Raw genomic sequence first — 19,573 nt, 5'->3', positions numbered from 1 at the left:
TCAATTCAAATTAATGGGAAACCGCCATACTAACCTTCTGTTTCACCCGCAGGTTTTTAACCGCAAAATAAAATACGAATAAAAAGCAGGCCGCTGGTACCAGGTAAGCTATCTGGATGTTGGTCATGTCAGACAGTTTGCCCATGATAGGTGGAAAAATAGCCCCGCCTACAATAGCCATAATTACCAGTGATGAGCCTTCCTTGGTTTTGGTGCCCAGGCCACGGATACTTAACGAAAATATGGTTGGGAACATGATCGACATAAAAAACTCTACACCTATTAAAGCAAAAACCGGGAATTTGCCATGCAGAAATACCGATAGCAGAATAAGCAATACATTGGTAATACCATAAATGGCCAGCAGTTTTACCGGGTTAATAAATGTCATTAAAAATGTGCCAACTGCTCTGCCTGCTAAAAAGGCCATTAAGGCAGCGGTTAAATAATAAGCCGCGGTTTTTTCATCCATGCCCGATACACGTTCCGAAAAACGGATAAAAAAGCTGCCCACGCAGGCCTGTGCGCCTACGTAAAAAAATTGCGCCGCTACACCAAAATTTAAATTCTTCTCCTTTAAAAGTGCAGCTGTGCGTTGAAAAAATGATAGGTTTTCATGTAGTGGTGAGCCTTCTCCTTCTTCAACAATTTCGGGTAAATGGGTTCGCCATAAAAGTGCAGTTACTATGAGCACACCTACAGCAATAACAATATAGGGTATTTGTACCGATGAAGCTTCTTTATTTAAATAATCATTCAGCTGGCCAGACGACATGGCCGATTCCTGTACAGCTGTAAGGTTTTTACCCGACAGGATAAAAATACCGCCGATTAAAGGTGCAAGGGCAGCCGCCAAACCATTAAATGTTTGTGCAAAATTAATGCGCTGGGTTGCACCGGCAGGGTCGCCAATGGCGGTGATGTATGGATTGGCTGCGGTTTCTAAAAATGCTGCCCCCGAAAATATTACAAACAAAGCACCCAGGAAAAAAGCGTAATTCCGTACAATGGATGCCGGGTAAAACAAAAACGCACCTGCCGAAAAAAGGATCAGGCCCAATAAAATTCCGCCTTTATAGCCATAACGTTTCATGAACTGGGCTGCCGGGATAGGTAATAAAAAGTAAGCGATGTATGATGCCGAATCAATTAATGATGATTGCAGATCACTTAACTGGCAGGCTTTTTTAAGGTGAGGTATCAATATTGGATTTAGGTTTAGCGCAAAGCCCCATATAAAAAACAGGGAAGTAATAAGGGTTATCGCTAAAAGGTCTTTGTTTTTTGCCATCTGATTTTTCTTATAATTAGTTTATTGGTTTTATTTTAATGCTGATTTGATATCCTTAATTGAAATGCCCAAAGTTTTCAGGGCGATACTATTCAGGGCCTTTTCATCCCCTGTAAAATGAAATACGCTGTGTTTGTGCGTTAGTTTTTCGCCGGGCTTCAAAAACGCGGCGGGCGATACACTTTCAATTTCGTAAAAAGGCCCCATTTGCTTGCCGTCTGCCAGCGGCCCGTCGTTATAGGCATTCACCGCATCGCCGGTAAAGGGGGCGGTATCGGGTTTCCATTCCTGGTTAAGGTAATCGGCGCCGCTATCCAGGTCAAAAACGGTTAGGGTTAATACCTTGTTACTGGCATCATAGCTGCCTGCCATGTTTTTGGCGCGGTTTGGTGGGATGCCCAGCTTACCGCGCGATTTACCATCGGCTTTAAAAAGCAGGATCCCATTGCTGTAAGTGATCCGGTCTTTGGCTATCTCGCCAAAATAATTGGTGGTGGCTACTTTGCCGGTTGCTTTATCTTCATAAGGTACCACGATAACCGTTTTGGACGATGGGCTGAACATATCCAGGTTCCATAAGCAGGGGGCGCCGGTTATTTTATCCCAGGCCTTATCGCCCGCATTAATGATGGTATTTACCGTGTTAAAACCTACAGATTTTACAGAATCATTTGTACTGATGCCCAGCAGTTGGTTAATCACCTCCGGCTCCAGGATTTCGATATCCCGCTCCAGTTTCATGTTAAGCTGTGTGCCTGCGTAGTTTTGCATTTGAGTGGCTTTGCTCATGGATACCTTTTTATCCGATGAGGAAACCAGTTCCCAGCTTTCGTAATCAATTGCGGCGGGCGTATGCCAGTTATCAAACTCCATTTTGGCGCCCGGCTTGAAGAACAGCGAGAACCTGCCGCCTTCGGGGCCAAGCCACAGGCGGTCTTCGCCACCATAGGCGTTCATGTGCGGGTCGGGTTGTTTAAGCTCGAAGGTTTTATAGTTTATCCAGCCGAAGCTGTTGCCATCCAAACCATCGGCTGTTGAAGTAAATACTTTCCCCTGGTATTTGGGGGATACGATTACGCGTGCACTGCTGTCTTTAGTTTTCAAAACCACAACAGTGCCATGTTTCTTTAAAAATTCCAGGTCGTACCTAAAGCTGCCTTTGGTTGCAGGCGGCATTCGCATGGTGCATGATGCAAAGCCCGCAGCCATCAGCATAAAAGAAGAAATTTTTAAAGTCATCATGGCTTTACAATTTATGCTTGGGGTTGATGCCGATAATATTGATCATGGTACCGATATTATCGATAGTAATAACCACCTCATCGCCCACTTGTAAAGTGAAGGTTGGCGGTGGCACCAGGCAGGTACCGGTCATTAAAAAGCATCCCTGCGGGAAATCACATTCGGCGTATAAATAACCCACCAGTTCGGTAAAAGAACGCTTGATACGGGATATGGTAGTTTCATCCTCATAAACAGCAAGGCCATCCCTTTTTATCACCAGCTTTATGGCCGATTCGCCCGGTATCGGGTTTGGGCTTACATATAAACAGGGGCCTAAAGCCGCGCTTTTTTCGTAAATCTTGGCCTGGGGCAGGTACAAAGCGTTCTCACCCTCGATACTCCGCGAGCTCATATCGTTGCCGATGGTATAGCCCTGGATGTTCCCCCCGGAGTTTATATACAGTGTCAGCTCCGGCTCGGGCACATTCCATTCCGAATCTTTGCGGATATAAACCTCGGCACCATGGCCCGAAACCCTTTGCGCTGTTGCTTTAAAGAACAACTCGGGCCTCGGGGCATCATAAACCTTATCATACAAACTTGCCCCGCCCGAGCTTTCCGACTCCTCCATACGGGCATCACGGCTTTTGAGGTAGGTAACTCCCGCCGCCCAAACTTCCTGTGTGCCGATGGGCGGCAGTAGTTGTTCGTTTAAAAACTCGCGCTGCACATCGGCGCCCAGGGCTGTGGTATCATCAATGATCTCCTGCAGGTATGCGGCCAGGTTATCCCGGTTAACCAGGGTGTCCCACTGGTCGTCAACAATATAGGCGGCCCCGGCATGTTCAAGGATTATTCCTTTGGTGGTTTTATATAGTTTCATCAGTTTACTTCCAGTTCGTCGCGTGAGGGTAATTTAGGGAAAGGGGTATGTGCCCCGGTTTGGTACCAGAACGCGGTTGAGGCAATATCATCCTGCAAAGGCATGTACCGCCCGTCGTGCCGCCAGCCCAGAGCCTGTATGGTAACCTTCAGGCTTTTTTCAAAGCGGATGGGGTCAACAATATGCCAGCGGTATAAACCAAAACGTTGGGCTATGTTATAATGCCCGTCGCCCCGGATCACCTGCGGCAGGCCGCTGTAGGGGGTGTTAAATTCGGTGTATTCGGTATGGTCTTGCTCTTTGCCGCCGGCATCCTTGTGGCGGGTATCAAAATCATATGATCCGCAAAAATAATCCTCCGTACCAGTACCGTTTATGGTAGGGAATTTGGTATCGCCATCCATAAAAAATTTAATCTCGCCTTCGCCCCACCAGCCATTTTTGTTGCTGCCATAGGCCAGGTAAGTACCCACATACTGTCCCTTGCCTACAATGCTATCTACCAAAACATAATCTTTTTTGTAAGGCAGCGGGTTGGTACGGCGAAACTGCGCATGAAAATAACCGGCATCATCGGGGATGTCCGTAAGCGTATAATCCACCTGGTAATACAGCACCATATCGTTATCGTCGATATTCTCCATGGTGATGCGGCATTTTTTACGGAAGGGCATAGGCCAGTAACAATTAAATGCGCTGCCCGGGTTCACCGCCACCGCCAATGATGACAGGGGCGAATATTTACCCCAACCCATGCAAAAGAAATCGCCAACGGGCACTTCAACTGAAGGAGTGGTTTCATCGTCCCAATAAAAGCGCAGGATGCTGTAGCGCCAGTTGCCGGTAGGTGTCATCCAGATGTGCTGTATCGCGCCGCTCTCATTAATTTCGGCAATGGTGAAGGTTGTATGTTTTTTGATCACTACGCTCGGGCTTACCTTCCAGGTTTGGCCCAGATCGCGCGAGGCATTGCTGCCTGTGCCGGTGGTGGCCATGCCGCCCTTACCCTTCTCGCCCGTAAAATTCTCCGGACTTATTGATCGTGTTTTGGCGTCGCTGGTGCGGTAAAGGTTACCCAGGCCAACGTCCAGTCCATTAAATTTCTTTTGTGCAAACGCGGCAGATGATACCAGCAAAACAGACATGCAGCTTAATAAAAAAACATTACTTTTAATTTTTAACATATAGGTTACCTGTTAGTAAAAATCAATATTGCATTAATTGGTAAATGCAATACCTGTTTATTTGCTGTAAGGCCTGCTTCATGCACAATAAGATAAAGCCGGTCACAATCATAAAAATAATTTCCGTTTAATATATCCTGCTTTATCAGCATAACATACAAGGATTTTAGCATTGGCACAGTCTAAATCCTCTCCAAAGGAGAGGGCTTGAATGAGGCTTCTTTTCTTACAAAAGCTAATTTACATTTATCAACAGGAGAAACCTCAACCCCAATAATAATATTAATGTTACATACTGCGATCAGCCTAAAAAAACACATTTTTGTATATGCCGTTTACACTCATCCTTAATAACGTTGCCAAACATATCCACCTCACCAACGAGGAGCAGGCCATTTTTACGGCCATGCTTAAGCCCCAAACCATTAAACGCAAACAATTTTGGCTTAGCGACGGGGATATCTGCAAACATTCGGCATTTGTAACTTCGGGCTGCCTGCGCGGGTTTACTGTTGATAAAAACGGCATTGAGCACGTGTTGAGCTTTGCCCCGCCAGATTGGTGGATGGCCGATATGTACAGCCTCATCAGCCAAAAGCCGGGGATCCTCAACATCGAGGCGCTGGAAGATACCCAGGTGCTGCTGCTTAGCAAAACCAACCAGGAAAAACTATACCAGCAGATCCCCAAGTTCGAGCACTTTTTCAGGGTATTGGTGGAGAACTCGCTGGTAGCCAGTCAGCAGCGCCTCATAGATGGGCTCAGTCTTACCGCCGAAGATCGTTACAACAACTTTTGCAAACGTTACCCAACGTTGATTTATACCCTGCCCCAAAAGCAAATAGCATCATATATAGGGGTTACCCCGGAGTTTTTTAGCAGGATGAAAAATAAACACTAATTGCACGAATTAAGGCGAATTTCACAAATCATGGCGAAGACTAATTTTATCAATTATTCGTCAAGATTTAGTCGAGCTCGCTCCAAATTCGTGAAATTCGCCTTAATTTGTGGAATTAGTGTTAATTCTTAACCTACATCAACTTCGCTTCCCAATGCCTGTAGTACCTTTATACCAACAAAAAAGAAAAACATCATGGCACAAACCATATTACATAAGGCCAAAACACGGGGGCATGCAAACCATGGCTGGTTAAGCAGTTATCATTCTTTCAGCTTCGGCAGTTATTATAATCCCGATAGGATGAACTTTGGCGCACTGCGTGTTTTAAACGACGATACCGTAGATGCAGGCATGGGCTTTGGCAAACACCCGCATGATAATATGGAGATCATCAGCATTCCCCTGGAAGGCGGCCTGGAACACAAAGACAGCATGAATAATACCGCCGTAATTAAAAATGGCGATATACAGGCCATGAGCGCCGGTACCGGTATTTATCACAGCGAATACAACCAGGATAAAGATAAACGCGTAAAATTTTTGCAGATTTGGTTATACCCCAACAAACGTAACGTTGAACCACGGTACGATCAGATCACTCTTGACCTTGCCGACCGTTATAACAAACTGCAGCAGGTACTATCGCCAAACCCGGATGATGCGGGCGTATGGATTCACCAGGATGCATGGTTTAACCTGGGTAAGTTTGATAAGGGGGTAACCGTTGATTACACTATTCACAAACCCGGCAATGGCGTTTATGCCTTCATCCTAAGCGGCGAAGTAGAGATCAATGGCCAAACTGTAAGTACCCGCGATGCATTAGGTATCTGGGATGCCGATAAGTTCACCATCAGCGCAACCTCCGACGCTGAGTTTTTATTGATGGATGTACCGATGAGCATATAAGTGTGCAGATTAACTTCGTTGAGGGCTTCGCCGTTTCAGATATGCAGATATACAGATGATGAATTGATTGAAAGGGCAAAATAAACTTTATGTAATTACGAGCGCAGCGCGGCAACCGCGAACTACACAACGCGGATCTGCATAGCGTGGGGTTGCTTCGTGCTTTATAATGACGACTATATAAATAGCAAATGGAACAAACAAAAATATTAGTCATCGGCCGCCATCCCGAAATACTGGCAACTGTAGTACGGCTGGTAAACAACAATCCCAACTGGATGGCTACCGGTTGCCAAACTGATGATGAAGCTACCCGGGCTTTCGATGAGCAGGCATTTACATTGGTACTGCTTGGCGGCGGTATCGAACCAGAATCAGAAGACCAGCTGTGCGCTTATTTCCGTAATTGCAATCCCGAAATCAGGATTGTGCAGCACTATGGCGGCGGCAGCGGTTTATTGGCAGCGGAGATCTACGAGGCCCTGAAATAGACGTTCCTGTTTTATGGTATCGCCAGCTTACCCAATTGGTGCAAGCTAAATGAAGATTTCTTATTCCACTGAAAGCATATTGATTACAACGGCAATAGTTGCAAGCGGATAGTCTTGTTATGCCTGCAGCGGCAACGTAAACCAAAAAGTACTTCCCTCGCCTAATGTACTTTCGGCACCAACGCTCCCGTCGTGTTTTTTAATGATCTCGGCGCTGATGTAAAGGCCTATCCCCAGGCCGGAGTACTGGCTGCTACTGCTGTGCCCCCTAAAATAACGGTCAAACACGAAGGGGATTTTCTCTGACGATATGCCGGGGCCTTTATCCGTTACCGATACCCTGGCCATACCGCCATCTTGCGCTATGCTGATGTGGATTTCTTTGGATTCGGGAGCATACTTTATGGCATTATTAACAAAATTTACCACAACCTGCTCAATACGCCTGGCATCGGCCACTACCTGCAGCTCCATATCGCCGGTAGTGATCACTTTATAAATTCCGGCAACTTTGATATGGTTGTTGCTATCCTTAATAATGCGCGAAAGCGTGATAGGCGTTTTATCCAGATCAGCCTGGCCCTGGTTCAATTTACCTATATACAAAAGGTCTTCAATTAAATAGGTTACTTTATTAACACTTTTGTTGGCCCGGCTTATAAGGTCGTCCAGCTTTTCGGGCGAAAGCTTATTTTTCATCGAGTAGATGATCTGCATAGACGATTTAAGGCTGGTTAAGGGTGTTTTAAGCTCATGGCTTGCAATGTTTATAAAGTCGTCCTTTTGCTCTTGCAGCTGCTTAATCTCCTGGATGTCAGTAGCTGTACCTACCCACAGTTGCACCTGGCCCCGGTTGTCTTTTAAGGGAGCCATCCTGATGAGGTGCCAGCGGTAATCGCCGTCAAAGCGTTTTTCGCGGATCTCGTACTCCCCGGCCTCCTTACTATCAAGTATGGCCTGGAAACGTTGCAGGTTGTGGGCGAGATCGTCCTGGTGGATCACTTCGCGCCAGCCCTGGTTTTTGGTTTGTTTAATGGTAAGGCCCGTATAATTAAACCATTGCTGATTGTAAAAGTCAACCTCGCCATCAGCAGTATTTGTCCAGGCTATCTGCGGAATGGTTTGCATCATTTTGCGAAACCGGGTTTCGCTTAATGATAGCGCCTGCGTACGTGCAATAACCCTTTCCTCAAGCTCGTTATTAAGTGCATGAAGCATATCTTGCGATGCAGAAAGCTCTTCGTTACTGGCAAGTAGTTCTTCATTAATGGCTTTCATTTCTTCGTTTGCAGCAGCCAGCTCTTCATTTAACTCAGCTGTTTCATGCTCCCTATACTCAAGCTCGGTTTGAATTTTTGTTCGCCCGGCAATAATTGCGGTAACACTCATGTATGATATGAGCGTGAAAATTAAGGCAAGTAACACTCCAATTACAAAAATAGCTGGCACATAAGCAGCATAGGTGTTGTAGGCACTTAGCCTGGTATTTAGCAATTTTCTCTCGGCGGTCTCGGTTTTGTTAATGGATTGGTTTAGGGCATCCATGGCGAGTTTACCCTTTTTGAGGTCGTTAATGCTTACAGTTTCGCTGTTTTTATTCTTATCCAGCAATTCCTTTAAAATACTTAGCCGGGTTGTTAAAACTTTTTTGATCCCATCTATATTCTGTTGTTGCTGAGGATTGTCGGCAGCTAATTGCCTGACTTCCTGTATTTGCTTAAGTGCTTTTGTTTCGGCTCCGTTATAGGGCTGTAAAAACTCTTCCTGTTTGGTAAGCAGGTATCCGCGCTGACCTGTTTCAGCATCTTTCATGATCGACTCGATATTTTCGAGCTTTTGGATCATTGTGTAGCTATGATCAACCAGGTTGGCGCTTTTTAACAGGAAGTGGATACTTAAATAGGATAAAACGGAAATAACGATAAGTATAAAAAGAGAAAAGCCATACCCAATTTGCAGATTACGATTAAGCGATATTTTCATTTTAATGGAAGAGTTGGCTTTTTAAGGAATTTACATCAAACCATTTAAATAATTGTGGGAGGGGGAAGGTACAATTACATTTAGTTTAGTAATTTATTAATGATGTTAACAAGATGCTGATTTTCAAAAGGTTTTGGAAGGTAGGCATCGTGTCCGAAATTCCCGATCGCAATAGCTTGTTTATGATAGGCGGTCATTAAAATAACCGGGATGTGGGCCAGCTCTTTATTGTTTTTAATAACCTGGCAAATTTTGCCGCCATTCATACCCGGTAAAATATAATCGGTTAATACCAGGTCGGGTTTGTTGGCTTTCAGTACTTCAATGATATCATTTGTCTGGGTTATTCCTTTCACCTCAAAATTATTCAAACTCAAAAGGGTATCAATTGAATCTAAAATATCTTCATCATCTTCTATTACAAGTATTTTTTTTATCATTCTGCTATGAAGTTATTATAAATTAGTTAATAATCCCTGTTAAATATAAAATATCTTATCGATTTTGTTTATAGTTTTTATTATGCAAATTAACATTGTTGAATACAATATTGCAATGTTTTGCTTAAAAAAATATTATATTAATTAAAAATTTAACCTGAATGTGTGTTTTTGCAGCCTGTTTTAATCAAAATGAAATTTTCGTCAAATAATTTACATTGCCAAAAGCTTAGTCTTAGGTTAAACTGTTAATTATAAAAGGTAAAGCAAATAGCAGCTTAGGGTTTAGCGGAAAATTTAACAGAGCAGGTTGCGTGTTTTGAGTAATGTTGAAACACGAAAAGTATCTGCCGGATACGTGCTTATACATTGCGGAAAGTTTATAATATACCGTTTGTTGGTTATTTTAATTATTATTCATGATTAATATTTACAATATTCGAACAGGTTTTGGACGTTTTTTACTTGTGTTTTTTGGTTTTGTCTAAACTCCTGATCTGCTGTTTGGGTAAAAAGCATACCTTGTACCTATAAAAATAAACTACTATGATCATTGTAAAATCAGATACATTTTTTACACACGACCGCCTGGCAACATTCATTAACGAGAACAATATTAAGCAGGCGGATATTTTAGCCATAACTGATGGCCCGCAAGGCCCCACTATTTACTTTTACGCCGATTCTGAAACTATAGAGATAACGCACGGTTTGTTTTCTTAACTATAAAGGTTGGCTATGCTAAAAAAAGGTATTGTATTGTACGTTGCAGTTTTTGCTTTTTACGGCTTACATGCGCAACATGCGTTAAAACCTTTTCCGCAGCATACTTCATATACTGCGGGCAGCATTATTCCAAGCCATGTAAGCCGGCAAAAACTGGACAACAGCGTGCGCGCTTTTCACCTGAAATGGAAAAGCCGCTATGTAAAACAGGTAGCCGGCAAAAACCAAAGCTACATTTGGTTTGAAAGACCCGGCAACAAACAATGCGTATCCGAAGGACAGGGGTATGGCATGATTATCGTTGTCCTCATGGCCGGTGCCGATCCGGCAGCAAAGGTGGTTTATGACGCTTTGTTCCGTTATTACCGCGCGCACCCGGCAAAAAGCGGGCAGCACCTTATGAATTGGGCACAGGATGTAAAAGGCAATAACCTTGATCACTCTTCGGCAACAGACGGCGATATGGATATAGCATATTCCTTATTGCTGGCAGATAAGCAATGGGGCAGCCAGGGCGACATCAACTACTTAAAGGAAGCCAGGGTACTGATAGCCGATATTATGCGGTATGAAATAAACCAGAAAACCTTCACTATCCTGCTGAGTAATGAGGTTGAGGCGGATAGTAAAGATTATTTTGATACCCGCTCATCCGATTTTATGCCCTCGCATTTCAAGGCGTTTAAAGCCGCCACTGGGGATGGGCGCTGGGATAAGGTGATAGCCGGCACCTACCGTTTATTTGCCCGGATGCAACAGCGATACAGCCCGGATGCAGGTTTGCTGCCCGATTTTATTCAACAGGTGAACCATCATCCGCGCCCGGCCAAAGCCATGTATCTCGAAACAAAGTACGATGGATACTATAACTACAACGCCTGCCGGGTTCCCTGGCGCATAGCTGCCGACTATTTATTGTACGGCGACACACGTGCCAAAGCCATAACCACCAAAATTAACCGCTGGATCCGGTCGACAACGAATGATAACCCCGATAACATTTCTGCAGGTTATACTTTATCGGGGAATGACCTGCCGGCCCGTTATTTCGAGGCACTTAGTTTTATTGCTCCCTTTGCCGTAGCGGCCACAACCGGGGCCAAAAATCAGCAATGGCTTAACCACACATGGGATTACCTGCTGCATTTTAAACTTAAAGATTACGATTATTACGACAACAGCATAAAAATGCTCAACATGATTATTTTAAGCGGTAATTATTGGAAGGGGTGAGCGAGACCCTGCAGTAACACCAACAGAGGTAGCCTCAATTTAAAACGACAGCGTATTGCGCCTTTGAATGATCTTATCAATAGTGTTGCCTATCGCCGTTAAAACGTGCTCGTCCAGGAAATCCTCATTTCGCTGCATCCATTCGCTGCCCATTTTAAAAAGCATGGCTGCCCGTCCATCCTTAAATTTAATATTCCATACATGCCATGTTTTAAAGTAGGCACTTGTAATGCTGATGATATGCGCGGTTCCGTCTGCTAATTTTATTTTGTATTCCATAGTATGATGTATGTTGAAATCCTGGTACCTTATAAAATACGTTTCAACTATTTCATTATTGCAAGCGGTAAAAAATTTAACATAATTTAAGGAATCCTGGTTAGATGTGAGATTTGAGAAGGGAAGAGGAAATAAGCAACTGCAAAAAAACAATATCATCCATTCGTTTGTGAACAGTTGTAATTAATTTATCGACAAGTAATTGTTGATAAAATATGATCTGCCGCAACGTTAATAACAGCTAAAACATGTTTTGGTGTAACTAATAATATGCTTAATCCGTTTAATTTAATTGTTAATTTAACGCTCATCTATGCAAAAAGGCGCTTTCCGGATAGCTATTATTTATGTTATAATCAGTCTTCTCTGGATCACTTTTAGCGATCGGTTACTCTTTTATTTCCTGCATAATTTTACCCAATACCAGTCTTTATTGTTCAGCACTGCCAAAGGATATTTCTTTGTAATAGCAAACGGATGTTTTTTATATTACCTGATAAGGAAGAATGATGTAAAACTTGGGCAAAGCGAAAACCAGTACCGCTATATGTATGAAGCCAACCCGGTGCCGATGTGGATCTATGACGAAGAGTTTCAAATTATTTCGGTTAATGACGCTGCCATTAATGCCTACGGATATAGCAGAGATGAGTTTTTAACAAAAAGTATCCTCGACATCAGACCGCAGGATGATACCAAAAATGGAGAATCGGCAAAACGGACTGCAGGAGATTTGAATTTAAATGGTACCTGGCGGCATGTTAAAAAAGATGGAACCCTCATTTATGTGAGTATAACATCGCATAAGATCATTTTTAACAACCAGCCAAATATACTGGTTATGATAAAGGATATGACCGAGCGGGTGATATTTGAACAAACATTAGAGAAAATAAACCAGGACCTGCAGGGCGGAAAAAGAAAATTAAGGGAAACGCAAATGATGTCGAAAGTTGGGGGATGGGAGTATTTTCCTGAAACTCAAAAACTGATATGGTCTGATGAATTGTATATGCTTACCGGTATAAGTAAAGATGGCGGGCGCGAGGTTTTTAATATTTACGTGGAGCATATATTTCCCGAAGACAGGCCAATGATGATAAGGGCGTTGGATGACCTCGTTAGTACAGGTAAAACGATGGACATTACGCACCGCATTGTAGCACTAAACGGCGAAACCCGTTATGTACGACAGCTTGCCCGGTTAGACGAAGAACACCCTACTCCTTTAAAACTAATTGGTTCGATGCAGGATATTACCGAGCTGAAACAATTGGAAATGGAAAGGAATAAATACCTGTACAGCCTGGAAAATACTTTGAATAGCATTAGCGATGCTTTTTTCGCTTTGGATTTTGATATGAATATCACCCGCATTAACCAGGTTTTCAGGAAGCTGGTTGATGCAAAGATTACAAATATTGTAGGAGAAAGTATTTTTACCCTGTTCCCGAAAGAAATGAACCGGTTATATCCCTACTATCAGAAAGCGCTGGAAGAAAGAGTTATTGTAAGGCAGGAAGAGTATTCGCTCGTGCTAAAAAAATGGATTCGCCTGGCAGCCTATCCAACAGATGATGGGGTCGCGATTTACTTTTCGGATATAACGGAGGATAAATTAAAGGATACCAAGCTTAAAGAAGCTATAGAAAGATATGAGCTGGTAGCCCAGGCCACAAAGGATGTTATTTATGATCTTAACATCGTGAGCAATCATATTATTTACAACACCAGTTTAACCCAACTTGTTGACATCCCTTATGCCCAGATTGAGTATTGCCTGGAATGGTGGCGTGGATTAATTCACCCTGATGATGTTGCCGGGGTTAAAGAAAGTCAGCATAAAATAAAAAGTGAAGGAAAAACAAACTGGGAATACGAGTACCGGGTGAATTGCGGTAACGGTCATTATAAATACATTATGGACCAGGGGTATTTTATTTACAATGAACAAAAAGAGCCCACGAGGTTAATAGGCGTAATTAAGGATATAGACGCGCTTAAACGGTCGACCCAGGAAAATAAGCGCCTGGCCGATATTATTACCCGGGTTAACAACATGATTATTGTAACCGACCCTAAAAACCGGGTACAATGGATCAATAAAGCATTTGAAGATATTACGGGGTTTAATTTTGCAGAAATGGAAGGCCATGACCCCTTTGAGCGTTTAAGGGAACCCGGTATGGATGAGGACGAAATTAGCAGCATGTATGAAAAGCAAAAAATGCACGAAGCTTTTTCGGTTGACCTGGTGATCAATACCAAATTTAAGTTGCCTTTATGGGTTTCTATTGAGTTAACCCCTGTGTTTGATGATTACAGTAATTATTTGGGTTACATTGCGGTTTATCAAAACATCACCCTAAGGAAAGAAAAGGAACAGGAGATTAAACGCCAGAATGAGTTTTTGAAGGAAGTGGCATGGATGAGTTCGCACGAGATAAGACGGCCGGTAGCCACCATGCTTGGCCTCATGACCCTGGTGGATATAGCCGACAACGAGGAAGAAAAAGAGGAGATTTTTGAGCTGTTAAAAGTATGCGTTAACGAAATGGATGGCATAGTATACCAAATCCATAACAAGATTAACGATGTTGTGGATCTATCGTAACTTAACGGTATTAGTCCCAATTTGATCTGGCGGTAAATGTCGTTAAAAATTGACTTTGTCTTCTAAGTTAATGATAAATGATAAGTTGGCCTCATCCCGGAACGCAACCTGTAAAGGATTGCCATTGCTGCTTAGTTTTTTTACAAAATCATCCAGCTTTTTTTTAAGTTCCAGTTCCCCGTCATGGTTGGTTAAATGCAGAATTCCCTTTTTTACTGCCTGGTTCATCATATCCAATGTTTCTTGATCTGGATTATTAAATTTACCATTGGCAGATACTACATAATGATCTGCAGTTACGTTCATTAAAAAATCCGGGGTCATATCTGCTTTACTCCCGTGATGCGGCATTTTCAATATATCAACGTGTATCTTGCCATGCTCATCAAGCAGCCCTTTTAGTTTTAAGCCGGCATATATGTCATCGCTCCGTCCATCACCAGTAAGCAGCATTTTTTTATCCCCAAACTTAACCAGGCAAACTATGCTGGATAAATTGAATGGCGACTTATCATTATTAATAAGGCTCGAAACGATGATCTGCTTGCTTTTTTCCTTGCTTTTTGCTTTGGCTGCTTTTTTAAGGTCTTTATCCCACTGTACCTGCAGTTCCTGTAATCGTTTGGCAGTGGGGTGTACTACGATGATTTCCAGATTGCCGATGTGCAAACTTTTAGTTTTGGTATCACCGCGAACAAGTTTGGTATTACCAGGTTTAAGGTTTTTAAAGGGCGCGTTAACAGATAGATTTAATTTGGCAATGTTATCGCGGATATGTCTTCCCTGGCCTGTGGAGGCAATTACGGCAACAATATGTTCGGGGGCATTATCAAGCTCGGGTATTTGTAAAGAGCTTATATCTGCTGCGTGTGCAGAAGTCTTTAAATCTTTAATGATTGGTATCTGCTGGTTCCCGATAATGTCATCAAAACTGTTAAACCAAAAATTATCAATAATAAAATCCTGTTGCTCCTGCTCAGATAATTTATCCGTCATGGCATCTGTGAGGTCGATAATTCCCTGTATATGGTCCTCATCAGCATGGCTTATCATTACCATGGCCAGGGGCAAGGGCTCATCGCCGGTAAGCTTTGCTTTGATTGCCATAAGGCGGGGCTTCAGTGTTTTTGTGTAAACTCCCGGCGGGCCGCCATCAATTAATATAGATTTTGGGTCATTAGGATCGCCAAAATGAAGCATCAGGCAGTCACCATATTTAGCTTCAAGAACTTCTAAACTGAAAAGCATATGAGATGTGATTTAGGTAATGATAAACTGATTTTTAAACCGATTGAATGGCCCGCAACACATCAACCATGCCGCAACCCTGGAAGTACTTTTCCCGGCCAAGGTCGGTAGCTGTTTTGCACAGTGCCTGTTTAACTTTTGTCGGCTGGCCAATAAGTTCACGATGCCTGGCTAATATCAGCGCAGCTGCACCCGAAACATGAGGAGCAGCCATTGATGTACCATCCATACGCTCCATGCGATTATCTATACTGGTTGAAACAATTTTTTCTCCCGGGGCAACAAGGTCGGGCTTTAGCCTTCCGTCGCCTGTTGGACCCTTACTCGAAAAATAAGAAACACCATAGTTGTGCGGCCTGTTGCGATGAGTTGCCCCAACGGTAATAACCAGCTCGGCATTTCCCGGGTCGGTTATATTTACCATCCGGAACCCTGCACTTGAACTGCCATCGGGGCTTTGAAACAATGCTTGTCCAAGGTTACCTGCAGCTGCAACCACAACGGTGCCTTCATTAACCAGCTTTTCGCAGCAGGTGCAAACAGGGGTTTGCCCGCAGGCATAGCTGGCCACCTCATGCACCATCGAAAAGCTCATGTTAACACCATGGATAGCCGGTTCATCTCTTTGATTGTTCATCCATCTAATGAATTGTATGCCCGCCAGGATATTAAATTCTTCTCCCGATCCGGAATCATCCATTACCCTGATATCATAAAGGTCTATCCCCGGGCACATCCCTATGATATTTTGCATGGTAGTTTCATCTTTTAGGCCTGCGCCAATAATACCCGCTACATGGGTGCCATGTGGGTGCACCGGCGGGTAATATTCCAGGATATTATGCGGAATTCGCAACAGTGGGGCAATAACCGACCAATCCAGGAGCCTGCCGTTTCTAAGATCGTTATCTATTTCTTTAACAAAGTCCATAACCTCGTTAGTTGAAAGTCCGGCATCATTGCTGTCGCCAGATGATCTGATGGCCGAAGGAATATGCCGTGGTTTGTTAAAGGCATATTGCTTATGAATGCTTGCAAGCACTTTTCTGAACCTTGTAAAATCATATGAGGCTACTATCCGGGTATGATTTGAGAATTTGTCGGTTTTTTCGCCTAAAGCATCATCATAAGGTTTTTTTGTTGATACATCTGTTTTTCTGAAGGCCGGATGACGTGCATCAATACCAGAATCGAGTACGGCCCAGGCAATTCCCGAACCATCAATTTCAAATAAGCGCCGGCCGGCATCGGCTTTGGTTGCCGGCACCGATCTTTCAATGGTTAAAGTTGCGCGCCTGTTGCGGTTTATAGCCCATAGGGTAACAGGTGCTTTTATTTCAAATGGCCTAAATTCATCAAAATAAGTATGAAAAGCATTTTCAAATTCTTCTTTTATTTCAACAGGGTTATCGCTTTGAGTTTCTTTTGTATTTGCCGATAACAAAATTGCACCTATAAGCCGGATAAGCCAATAATAATCTTCGGTTGGTACGCCCTGCTTAAACAGGTAAGTTTGCCACCACTGGGTCATTGGTAAAGCAACCAATATTAGTTCTTCAAAAGTAAGACAGGCTACCACAGATTCTCCACTGGTTGCCAGTTGCCATCCGTTTGTTTCCTCCGGCTTTCCCTGTCGCAGCAAATTGTGAGACAATGCACTGAATAACTCTGAGGCTGAGGAATTTTTATGGGGTGTTAAAATAAGGTCTACCCGGCTTTTTTTGAGCTGTTTACCTTGCTCAAAATAGGCAAGCCAAACATCAGGAAAAACTGGGGAATCCTGTGTGAAACGCAACGTTTGCTGGAATTTTTTAAAGATAAGGCTCTCTATTAATCCTGGATTGATGATCATACAAGAAAGGATTTAGGTTTAACTTGATGTTAATTTGAGGCTTAATATCGTTTAGCTGTAAACTATGTTAAGCTATACCAAGTTAGCATATTATAAAGCATCAGGCAAGGTGCAAATAGATTTATTTATTCACAATTTATTGGTTATCAGGGCTGTTTTTGGAGGTGAATTGATTAGCCGGTTTGATAGCTGACATCAGTTAAGCCGGGGTTATATAGGTGCCCCTGTGGAGCATCCCGATACAAAAAAAGTCCCCCGGTAATCACTCCGGGAGACTAAATCAAATATAATGTAAACCTAAAAGTTTTATTGTACTGTTATATATTACCAGAACTTAACATAAAGTGCGGTAAGTAATAAAAGGGTTATTATAATTAATGCCAGGGTTGATTTATCTACCTTAAACATGCTCCTTGGTATGTCAAATGCTTTCGGATTCACTTTCGGTCCGGCAAAGCTAATAGCTACCATAACTATAATGGTGAACATGAACGACAGACCCATACAGATCAGGAACGGAATTTCGTAACCACCCTTGCCATTAGGGAAGGCGGTATACAGCAATGTTTCGTGACCAAACAAGGCCGGTGCATAATTATTAAACAATACCGACATGCCGAAACCTGTAAGGATCCCCGCGATAGCCGCCGCGCCGGTAGTACGTTTCCAGAAGAAACCCAATATGAATATGGCAAATATCCCCGGACTGATAAAGCCGGTATATTTTTGGATGAAGGTAAAGCCACCTTCGCCGCCAATACCCAAAAGATCTTTCCAGGTAAGTATAATGGAGAAGATCAGGGCAGCCAGGATAGTCAGCTTGCCTACAATAACCATCTTCTTTTCGGTGGCCTCTTTATCCATGTGCTTTTTGTAAATATCCAGCGTAAAAATGGTGCTGATACTGTTAGCCTTACCTGCAAGCGAAGCCACAATAGCGGCCGTTAGCGCTGCAACTGAAAGCCCTTTTAGCCCGGTAGGTAAAAAGCCAAGTATAGCCGAATATGCATTATCAGAGTTGAAATGCCCGCCCGATGCCATTTCCTGCTGCAGGCCGCCATTTTTATACAATACATATGCTGCAATACCCGGTAAAACTACAATGATAGGCATAGCCAGTTTCATTAAACCGGCAAACAATATCCCGGTACGTGCAGTTTTAAGATCGGCACCCAAAGCGCGTTGGGTAATGTATTGGTTACAGCCCCAGTAGTTAAGATTCACAATCCACTGGCCCGCAAAATACATGGCGATGCCTGGTAGTGCCAGGTACTTATTGATTTCGTCTTGCGAGGCACCGGCTTTGGGCTTGGCCATCATCATTTTAAAGTGTTCCGGCGCATCTTTAAACATGGCGTTTAAGCCGGCCATGGCATCTTTGCCTAAACCAAAATGCTCACTCACCAAAGTAAGGGCTATATATGTAGTGGCCAAACCGCCTACAACCAATACCAGCACCTGGATAACATCGGTAAAACCGATAACTTTCATACCGCCAAGTGTAATAAACAAAGCGAAAATAGCCAGCCCGATAATAATCTCATGGAGGTAGCCGCCGCCTGCCAGGCTGTTAATGGCCAGTGCACCCAGGTAAAGTATCGAAGTAAGGTTAACAAACACGTACAAAAACAGCCAGAAAATGGCCATCACAAAGCTTACTGTTTCGTTGTACCGCGTATGTAAAAACTGCGGCATGGTAAATATCTTATTCTTGAGATACACCGGTACAAACCATACCGCCACTATAATAAGAGCGATAGCTGCAACCCACTCATAAGCTGCAACCGCCAGGCCGACAGCAAAACCCTGCCCGCTGGTGCCTATAAATTGCTCGGCCGAAATGTTTGATGCGATAAGCGAAGCACCGATAGCCCACCAGGTAAGTGAGCCCTCGGCCAGGAAAAAGTCATGGCTGGCCGATATACTGGCCTTTTTTTTGCGGCTGTATACCCAGTAACCGTAGCTGGATACCACAACAAAATAGATTACGAAAATGACGTAATCAATGGTTGAAAATTTATTCATAATGGGGGGTTAATTTGTTTAATTGTGTTAGTTTTTTTTAAAAAAACAAGCAGCCGGAATCCCATCTTGGGCTGCATGTTTGTATCATATAATTTTTGTCGCAATATACTTTTGTTTCACTATAGTTTGTTATTCCGGGTGCAGTGAAGAATTTATTCTCCAATATGTCTGCGTCTTTTGTCCTTTGTCTTTTATCCTTGCTCTAACAATCCTTGCTCTATCGGCCCTTGCTCTACCAATCCTTTATCCAACATGGCGTTCCCTGCGGGCCGGGCTTTCCGTTCATA

Annotated in this window: 16 protein-coding genes; 6 read left to right on the top strand and 10 right to left on the bottom strand. The window is 43.3% G+C overall.

Annotated elements, in window-relative coordinates; all coding sequences use genetic code 11:
- Positions 1 to 10: 10 nt before the first annotated feature.
- Genes fucP through AC1DQW_RS08335 form a run of 4 tightly spaced genes read right to left on the bottom strand, consistent with a single transcriptional unit; the run spans position 11 to position 4,582 of the window.
- Entirely contained in the window at positions 11 to 1,291 is a 1,281-nt protein-coding gene (fucP, locus tag AC1DQW_RS08350; RefSeq protein ID WP_477453661.1) for an L-fucose:H+ symporter permease, read from the bottom strand.
- A gap of 30 nt (positions 1,292 to 1,321) precedes the next feature.
- Positions 1,322 to 2,533, bottom strand: coding sequence for a DUF6786 family protein (locus AC1DQW_RS08345; RefSeq protein WP_477453660.1), 1,212 nt, complete (start codon positions 2,531 to 2,533; stop codon positions 1,322 to 1,324).
- Positions 2,534 to 2,537: 4 nt separating this feature from the next.
- Positions 2,538 to 3,398 carry a fumarylacetoacetate hydrolase family protein gene (locus tag AC1DQW_RS08340; RefSeq protein ID WP_477453659.1) on the bottom strand — a complete coding sequence of 287 codons (861 nt, stop codon included), beginning with the start codon at positions 3,396 to 3,398 and terminating at the stop codon, positions 2,538 to 2,540.
- Complete coding sequence (locus AC1DQW_RS08335; protein WP_477453658.1) at positions 3,398 to 4,582, bottom strand: glycoside hydrolase family 172 protein; 1,185 nt, start codon at positions 4,580 to 4,582, stop codon at positions 3,398 to 3,400. Before AC1DQW_RS08335 ends, AC1DQW_RS08340 begins: the two co-directional genes overlap by 1 nt.
- Before the next feature lie 328 nt (positions 4,583 to 4,910).
- On the opposite strand from AC1DQW_RS08335, the gene AC1DQW_RS08330 reads away from it, so the two are divergent.
- The 3 genes from AC1DQW_RS08330 to AC1DQW_RS08320 all read left to right on the top strand — a co-directional run bounded on the left by AC1DQW_RS08330 (position 4,911) and on the right by AC1DQW_RS08320 (position 6,886).
- Positions 4,911 to 5,483, top strand: coding sequence for a Crp/Fnr family transcriptional regulator (locus AC1DQW_RS08330; RefSeq protein ID WP_477453657.1), 573 nt, complete (start codon positions 4,911 to 4,913; stop codon positions 5,481 to 5,483).
- A gap of 195 nt (positions 5,484 to 5,678) precedes the next feature.
- On the top strand, positions 5,679 to 6,395 hold the full coding sequence (locus AC1DQW_RS08325; RefSeq protein WP_477453656.1) for a pirin family protein: 717 nt from the start codon (positions 5,679 to 5,681) through the stop codon (positions 6,393 to 6,395).
- A gap of 191 nt (positions 6,396 to 6,586) precedes the next feature.
- The gene (locus AC1DQW_RS08320) at positions 6,587 to 6,886 is read left to right on the top strand and encodes a hypothetical protein (protein ID WP_477453655.1); all 300 of its coding nucleotides are present in this window, start codon (positions 6,587 to 6,589) and stop codon (positions 6,884 to 6,886) included.
- Between the two features lie 117 nt (positions 6,887 to 7,003).
- Here AC1DQW_RS08320 and AC1DQW_RS08315 read toward each other — a convergent pair whose 3' ends face one another.
- Together AC1DQW_RS08315 and AC1DQW_RS08310 are read right to left on the bottom strand one after the other, a co-directional pair.
- A complete protein-coding gene (locus tag AC1DQW_RS08315; protein ID WP_477453654.1) occupies positions 7,004 to 8,869 on the bottom strand; it encodes a CHASE3 domain-containing protein in 1,866 nt (621 codons plus the stop codon).
- Between the two features lie 80 nt (positions 8,870 to 8,949).
- Positions 8,950 to 9,309 (bottom strand): response regulator, encoded by a 360-nt coding sequence (locus AC1DQW_RS08310; protein ID WP_477404786.1) that lies wholly within the window; start codon positions 9,307 to 9,309, stop codon positions 8,950 to 8,952.
- A gap of 546 nt (positions 9,310 to 9,855) precedes the next feature.
- Here AC1DQW_RS08310 and AC1DQW_RS08305 point away from each other — a divergent pair.
- Positions 9,856 to 10,032: a hypothetical protein gene (locus tag AC1DQW_RS08305; protein WP_477453653.1), complete on the top strand. Its 177-nt coding sequence runs from the start codon at positions 9,856 to 9,858 to the stop codon at positions 10,030 to 10,032.
- A 15-nt stretch (positions 10,033 to 10,047) separates the two neighbouring features.
- Positions 10,048 to 11,268 carry a family 8 glycosyl hydrolase gene (locus tag AC1DQW_RS08300; RefSeq protein ID WP_477453652.1) on the top strand — a complete coding sequence of 407 codons (1,221 nt, stop codon included), beginning with the start codon at positions 10,048 to 10,050 and terminating at the stop codon, positions 11,266 to 11,268.
- A gap of 39 nt (positions 11,269 to 11,307) precedes the next feature.
- Here AC1DQW_RS08300 and AC1DQW_RS08295 read toward each other — a convergent pair whose 3' ends face one another.
- A complete protein-coding gene (locus AC1DQW_RS08295; protein ID WP_477404782.1) occupies positions 11,308 to 11,547 on the bottom strand; it encodes a hypothetical protein in 240 nt (79 codons plus the stop codon).
- Between the two features lie 313 nt (positions 11,548 to 11,860).
- Between AC1DQW_RS08295 and AC1DQW_RS08290 the strand changes: the two genes are divergently transcribed.
- Positions 11,861 to 14,161: a PAS domain-containing protein gene (locus AC1DQW_RS08290; protein WP_477453651.1), complete on the top strand. Its 2,301-nt coding sequence runs from the start codon at positions 11,861 to 11,863 to the stop codon at positions 14,159 to 14,161.
- A gap of 42 nt (positions 14,162 to 14,203) precedes the next feature.
- On the opposite strand, the gene AC1DQW_RS08285 is transcribed toward AC1DQW_RS08290, so the two are convergent.
- The 3 genes from AC1DQW_RS08285 to AC1DQW_RS08275 all read right to left on the bottom strand — a co-directional run bounded on the left by AC1DQW_RS08285 (position 14,204) and on the right by AC1DQW_RS08275 (position 19,286).
- On the bottom strand, positions 14,204 to 15,409 hold the full coding sequence (locus tag AC1DQW_RS08285; RefSeq protein ID WP_477453650.1) for a ComEC/Rec2 family competence protein: 1,206 nt from the start codon (positions 15,407 to 15,409) through the stop codon (positions 14,204 to 14,206).
- Between the two features lie 34 nt (positions 15,410 to 15,443).
- A complete protein-coding gene (locus AC1DQW_RS08280) occupies positions 15,444 to 17,261 on the bottom strand; it encodes a S8 family peptidase (RefSeq protein WP_477453649.1) in 1,818 nt (605 codons plus the stop codon).
- Positions 17,262 to 17,585: 324 nt separating this feature from the next.
- Positions 17,586 to 19,286: a sodium:solute symporter family transporter gene (locus AC1DQW_RS08275; RefSeq protein WP_477453648.1), complete on the bottom strand. Its 1,701-nt coding sequence runs from the start codon at positions 19,284 to 19,286 to the stop codon at positions 17,586 to 17,588.
- Positions 19,287 to 19,573 lie beyond the last annotated feature (287 nt).

It is taken from the genome of Mucilaginibacter sp. P5_A4 (assembly GCF_056400605.1).
Note: the sequence above shows the minus strand (reverse complement) of the source record. Positions and strands in the feature narration are given on the sequence as shown.